Consider the following 5,529-nt stretch of genomic DNA (forward strand, 5'->3'; position numbering starts at 1 on the left):
AGGTGGAAGAACAGTAGGAGCAGGCGTTGTTTCTAAAATTATTGAATAATTAATAAAACCTTCGAGAGGTTTTATTTGAAAGCAAGAGCATCCGTTTTTATGGATGCTCTTGTCGTATAAAAGGAGGAAAACAAATGAATGATTTGACGAAAATTTTGGTAGACTACTTCAAAAATAACGACACAAACCCGAACGACGTTGCAAATATAATCGAAGATGCAAAAATAAATGTGCTTGATGAAATGTTTGGAGAAGAAGGAGAATGGGTGCTTAAAAAACTTGGCAGCGTGGAAAGTTTTGACAAGGAAAAAATCTCCCACTCGCTAGCTCAAACATCGGACACTGCACAGGCTGGAATGACGAACTCGGACATCGCAATCATCGTAGAGGACGTGTTGAAGAAGATGAAATCCATCAAGAGAAATGTCTATCCGACAAAGGAAATCAGAGGATACGTCGAAGAAGCATTAAAAGAAGAAGGCTACAACAAAGTATTAGAAGCATACGAAAATAATTAACGAGAGGTTAAAATGAACACGAAAATTTTGAAAAAAGTCTTGGCATCGACGCTTGCACTTGCAATGGTGTTGCCGACGGTGGCGATTGCAGACAAACAAAACGCACAACCACAAAAGAAAACACAACAAGTTACAAGAATATCCGGCAAGGATAGAGTTACAACATCTGTTGAAATATCCAAATCAGCATATACTACATCAGAAAATGTCGTACTTGCAAGTGGATTCAACTTCGCAGACGCACTCTCAGCAGGACAACTCGCATCAGCACTAAATGCGCCACTTTTATTGTCATCACAAGATAAACTTGACTCACAAACAAAAAACGAAATCGAACGATTGAAAGCGAAGAAAGTTTTTGTTGTAGGTGGAGACAATGCTATTAGCAAAACTGGAGTTGACACAGAATTAAAATCAGAAAAGATTGACGTCACAAGACTTGAAGGACAAGACAGATACTCAACATCCCAAAAAGTCATGGAAAAGACAAAACAAATCATCAAACCGGAATATTTGTTGATAGCAAGTGGCAAAAACTTCCCCGACGCACTAGCAGCGACAGGATTTTTTGTAAACCACAAATCAGTAATGGTACTAAGTGACGGAGAAACTTACCCACAATCCAATTTACAAGAAATAGCAATAGGTGGTAAAAACCAACTACCACTAAAAGGCTTCACAGGAAAAAGAGTTTCCGGAAAAGACAGATACGAAACAGCACTAGAAATCGCAAAGCTATCATTTGACAAGAACAACAACGCAATCCTTGCAAGTGGAGAAGTATTCGCAGACAGCTTGTCAGCAGTAAGTTTAACTAAAAAACACAACGCACCAATAATTCTTACGCAATCAGACAACTTGACAGAAAACGCCAAGAAATATTTGAACGACAAGAACGTGTTCATAGTTGGTGGTGAAAAAACTGTTGCTGAAAATATTTTAACTAACATTACAGCTGAACAAAGGGCAAAGATAGCTGAAGAAATTAGACAGCAAGAAAAAGATAACAAAAATCCAAGCAGAAAAAAAGCGAAAGAAAACTTGGATAAAGCCGAAAAGAAATTAAAAGACAGCAAAGAAGAATTAGAAAATCTTAAAGCCGAATTAAAGAAACACCAAGAAGCTCCAGAAACTAAGAAAAAGCTTGAAGAAGATATCAAAAAGCTTGAAGATGAAGAAAAAGAATTTGAAGAAAAGAACAAGAGTGCTATTGAAGAAGCCAACAAGAAAATTGAAGAAATAAACAAAGTTCTTCCGAAAATTGACGCTACAATTAATGAAGGTGCGTTTGCATTTTTTAAATGGGCAGGAGAAAAATACCCAGAATACAAACAAGATACTGAAAATGGACTTGCGATTTTGAACGAGTATTTACAAAAAGGTGATGTGAAAAAAACGTCCGACGATTCAACATCATATGAAAATATGATTATGACTGCGGATTGGCTTGAACAATTAAACAGTCTAAGATTAAAGGATGAACACTTCACGGGCTTGACAAAATTAGATACTAATTTTGAAATTTTGGCAAAGGCTATGGTAAGTTGTAACAGGTCAGTGGATCCATCTCTAGGTCACAGACATACTTTTAGAGTTTGGGAAAATTTGGCTTGGGGTTATGTAAATCCTTACAAAGGATGGTATGACAAAGAAAAATTAATTTATGAAGAATTGATGGATACGATAAATACTAAATATTCTGGAGAAGCCGCAAATGTAGCGATGGAAAAAGCGAAAGCAGATTACAGGGCAAAACACAACGGCAAGGAACCTGTAATTGGTCACTACACGAATATTTTGAGTAAGAGCATCAATGTTGTAGCTGTAACTAAAAATTCTGTTGCATTAAGATACGGAAGCAATACATTCTGCATGAATGGAGATTTTGGGCATGGATATAGCACGTTTATTAAGGAAGAAAAATATCGTGAAATTATCAATGAATACAAGAAAGCTACAGATAAAAAAGCGTTATTAGATGAAAAAGAAAAAACAGAAAAAACTTTGAAGGATATTGAAGAAATTAAAGCTGATAGAAAGAAGAAAATTGAAAACCTTAAAAAAGGCGACGATCAAAAAACTCTTGAACTTAAGGAAAAAATAAATCAAAAAGAATCAGAGTTGCAGTTGGTGCAAAATCAATACGAGAAAGCAAAGCAAACTTACGACAAACTAAAATAACACAAGGGGTGCAGAAAAATCTGCACTCTTTTTTGTTGAACGAATTTATCAAAAAAATCTCAAATGGAGTATAATAATATTGAAGGCAAAATAATGGAGAAATTCCGTTGTTTTATTAAAATATCATAATGAATTATGGAGGATAAAATGCTAAAAAATCAATTGAAAAAATTGACGGTCGCAGCGTTAGCTGTTGCAATGGTGTTGCCGACGGTGGCGATTGCAGACAAACAAAACGCACAACCACAAAAGAAAACACAACAAGTTACAAGAATATCCGGCAAGGATAGAGTTACAACATCTGTTGAAATATCCAAATCAGCATATACTACATCAGAAAATGTCGTACTTGCAAGTGGATTCAACTTCGCAGACGCACTCTCAGCAGGACAACTCGCATCAGCACTAAATGCGCCACTTTTATTGTCATCACAAGATAAACTTGACTCACAAACAAAAAACGAAATCGAACGATTGAAAGCGAAGAAAGTTTTTGTTGTAGGTGGAGACAATGCTATTAGCAAAACTGGAGTTGACACAGAATTAAAATCAGAAAAGATTGACGTCACAAGACTTGAAGGACAAGACAGATACTCAACATCCCAAAAAGTCATGGAAAAGACAAAACAAATCATCAAACCGGAATATTTGTTGATAGCAAGTGGCAAAAACTTCCCCGACGCACTAGCAGCGACAGGATTTTTTGTAAACCACAAATCAGTAATGGTACTAAGTGACGGAGAAACTTACCCACAATCCAATTTACAAGAAATAGCAATAGGTGGTAAAAACCAACTACCACTAAAAGGCTTCACAGGAAAAAGAGTTTCCGGAAAAGACAGATACGAAACAGCACTAGAAATCGCAAAGCTATCATTTGACAAGAACAACAACGCAATCCTTGCAAGTGGAGAAGTATTCGCAGACAGCTTGTCAGCAGTAAGTTTAACTAAAAAACACAACGCACCAATAATTCTTACGCAATCAGACAACTTGACAGAAAACGCCAAGAAATATTTGAACGACAAGAACGTGTTCATAGTTGGTGGTGAAAAAACTGTTGCTGAAAATATTTTAACAAACAAAAAAACTGTTAAAAAACCAGAAGATAAGAATTTGCACACAAAAACTGGTCAATACTATTCTAGTTTGATTAGCAAAAAATTATCAAAAGCAGAAGCAGACGCTAGTAATCAAGCGTACAATGTGAGAATCGAAGACGACCAATTGGTTGTATCGGGATATATGTTGTATTACAAGAAGATTGATTCATTCTTCGGGGGCGACAGCATTGGTCACAGCGTAAATCATTCTTTCAAGCTCACAGACAAGACTGTTTTCGTGGCGAAAAGCGGACTAGCCAAGCCAAGCTATTTTAACAGAGCTGAGTTTTTGAATTACTATAAATTGTGCAAGGACACAGGACTTGGCTTGGTTGTCACTGTGAAAAACGGCGTGGCTGTAAAAGTTGAAATAGCTTCATAAAATTTAGCTACAAGGGTGCGGGTTTTCCTGCACTCTTTTTTGCGTGATTTTATGAAAAATTTTGGATAGGGTATAATAATGGTAAATAGGTGAGGAGGAGTTTATGAACAAAACGAAAAACAAAAGCTTGTGGACACTTATCATTGGCGTTGTGTGTCTTGTGATTAGTTTTATATTGAAGGATTTTCAGCTCGGTTTCTTAGGAAATCTGAGACCTATTGGATTAGTGACGGTATATATTTGCCCGATTTTGGGAATAATTGGAATTGTTTTTTCTCTGATTGAAAAAAGCATTGCGAGAGCCATATCTGTTAAGCCGGATATTTTACTTTTAGATGAACCAACATCTTAATTAGACCCTGAGTTAGTAGCAGGGGTTTTAAGTACAATAAAAAGCTGGCAACTACTGGAGTAACTATGATGATAGTTACACATAAAATTAATTTCGCAAAGGAAACGGCTACAAGAGTTTTATTCATGGAAAATGGAAAAATTGCAGAAGATGGTAGTCCTTAAGAGGCTTTAAATAATCCTAACAGAAATAGACTTAGAGACTTTTTAAATATCAATAACAATTAATATCAACCTTATATAAGGAAAATTTAAGTCATAGGGGTATGTGAAAAGCGATGTGTATAAGATATTTTTTTGAATACATATCGCCTTTTAAATTAAACTCCAAAAACTTCCTCATAATATTCCGTTGTAAATAGGCCCTTAAATACGATTTTGTCAAAATAAAGTTTTTTTAAACGAATAAATTCTTTTGAGTCAGCGATGTCTTTCTTTCTCACATACATAATAAAGTTATACATATAAGTAACATAAATAAATTTTAACATATCTTTTTCTAGCCCCTTTGACGTTTTTCCTTTGTCATATAACAAATCTAATTCATCAAGAACTTTGCTGTTTAATTTATTTGCATAACCATCAAAGTAAAATTTGCTCAATATATAGGTAGGAGCATTTAACCATGTTCTATTAAACTTTATCTCTAGTGGAGAGAGGATAGTGTTTAAATCTATATATGGATTATTTGTAAATAAACTCTTATTATGTTTATATTCTTCGTCTAATATTTTTTCTTCAACCTCACACATATAGTAAAGGTACATATCTTCTTTGCTATTAAAATATTTATAGAAAGAGCCTACAGATATGTTACATTTTTTTGCAAGATCTCTAATTGTGACATCTTCGAAATCTTTAGAAACAAACATTTTTAGGACATTTTCTCTAATCATATCTTGTTTTGATTTATCTAAATTAAAATAAGTTTTTTTTACCATTAAATACCTGTCTCTTATACACATCTGACGCTGCCGACGAAACCTTATGGGTG

General features: G+C 34.8%; 5 protein-coding genes. 4 read left to right on the top strand and 1 reads right to left on the bottom strand.

Going from position 1 to position 5,529, the window contains the following annotated elements:
• The first annotated feature begins 134 nt into the window (after nucleotides 1–134).
• From Q0X02_RS07670 to Q0X02_RS07685, 4 genes are all read left to right on the top strand, one after another.
• A complete protein-coding gene (locus Q0X02_RS07670; RefSeq protein ID WP_297813946.1) occupies nucleotides 135–518 on the top strand; it encodes an ATP cone domain-containing protein in 384 nt (127 codons plus the stop codon).
• 12 nt (nucleotides 519–530) lie between these two features.
• Nucleotides 531–2,699 (top strand): cell wall-binding repeat-containing protein, encoded by a 2,169-nt coding sequence (locus Q0X02_RS07675; RefSeq protein WP_297813949.1) that lies wholly within the window; start codon nucleotides 531–533, stop codon nucleotides 2,697–2,699.
• A 147-nt stretch (nucleotides 2,700–2,846) separates the two neighbouring features.
• Nucleotides 2,847–4,184, top strand: a complete 1,338-nt coding sequence (locus Q0X02_RS07680; RefSeq protein WP_297813951.1) for a cell wall-binding repeat-containing protein — start codon at nucleotides 2,847–2,849, stop codon at nucleotides 4,182–4,184.
• 103 nt (nucleotides 4,185–4,287) lie between these two features.
• Nucleotides 4,288–4,536 (top strand): hypothetical protein, encoded by a 249-nt coding sequence (locus Q0X02_RS07685; protein WP_297813954.1) that lies wholly within the window; start codon nucleotides 4,288–4,290, stop codon nucleotides 4,534–4,536.
• 319 nt (nucleotides 4,537–4,855) lie between these two features.
• On the opposite strand, the gene Q0X02_RS07690 is transcribed toward Q0X02_RS07685, so the two are convergent.
• The coding region (locus Q0X02_RS07690; RefSeq protein WP_297813957.1) for a TetR/AcrR family transcriptional regulator at nucleotides 4,856–5,529 on the bottom strand (674 nt) is incomplete at its 5' end.

It is taken from the genome of uncultured Finegoldia sp., from assembly GCF_947252345.1.
Classification (GTDB): domain Bacteria; phylum Bacillota; class Clostridia; order Tissierellales; family Peptoniphilaceae; genus Finegoldia.

Coding starts and splice junctions, on each gene's coding strand:
- Q0X02_RS07680 (WP_297813951.1), top strand. CDS start 2,847: ATGCTAAAAAATCAATTGAAAAAATTGACGGTCGCAGCGTTAGCTGTT.
- Q0X02_RS07675 (WP_297813949.1), top strand. CDS start 531: ATGAACACGAAAATTTTGAAAAAAGTCTTGGCATCGACGCTTGCACTT.
- Q0X02_RS07670 (WP_297813946.1), top strand. CDS start 135: ATGAATGATTTGACGAAAATTTTGGTAGACTACTTCAAAAATAACGAC.
- Q0X02_RS07685 (WP_297813954.1), top strand. CDS start 4,288: ATGAACAAAACGAAAAACAAAAGCTTGTGGACACTTATCATTGGCGTT.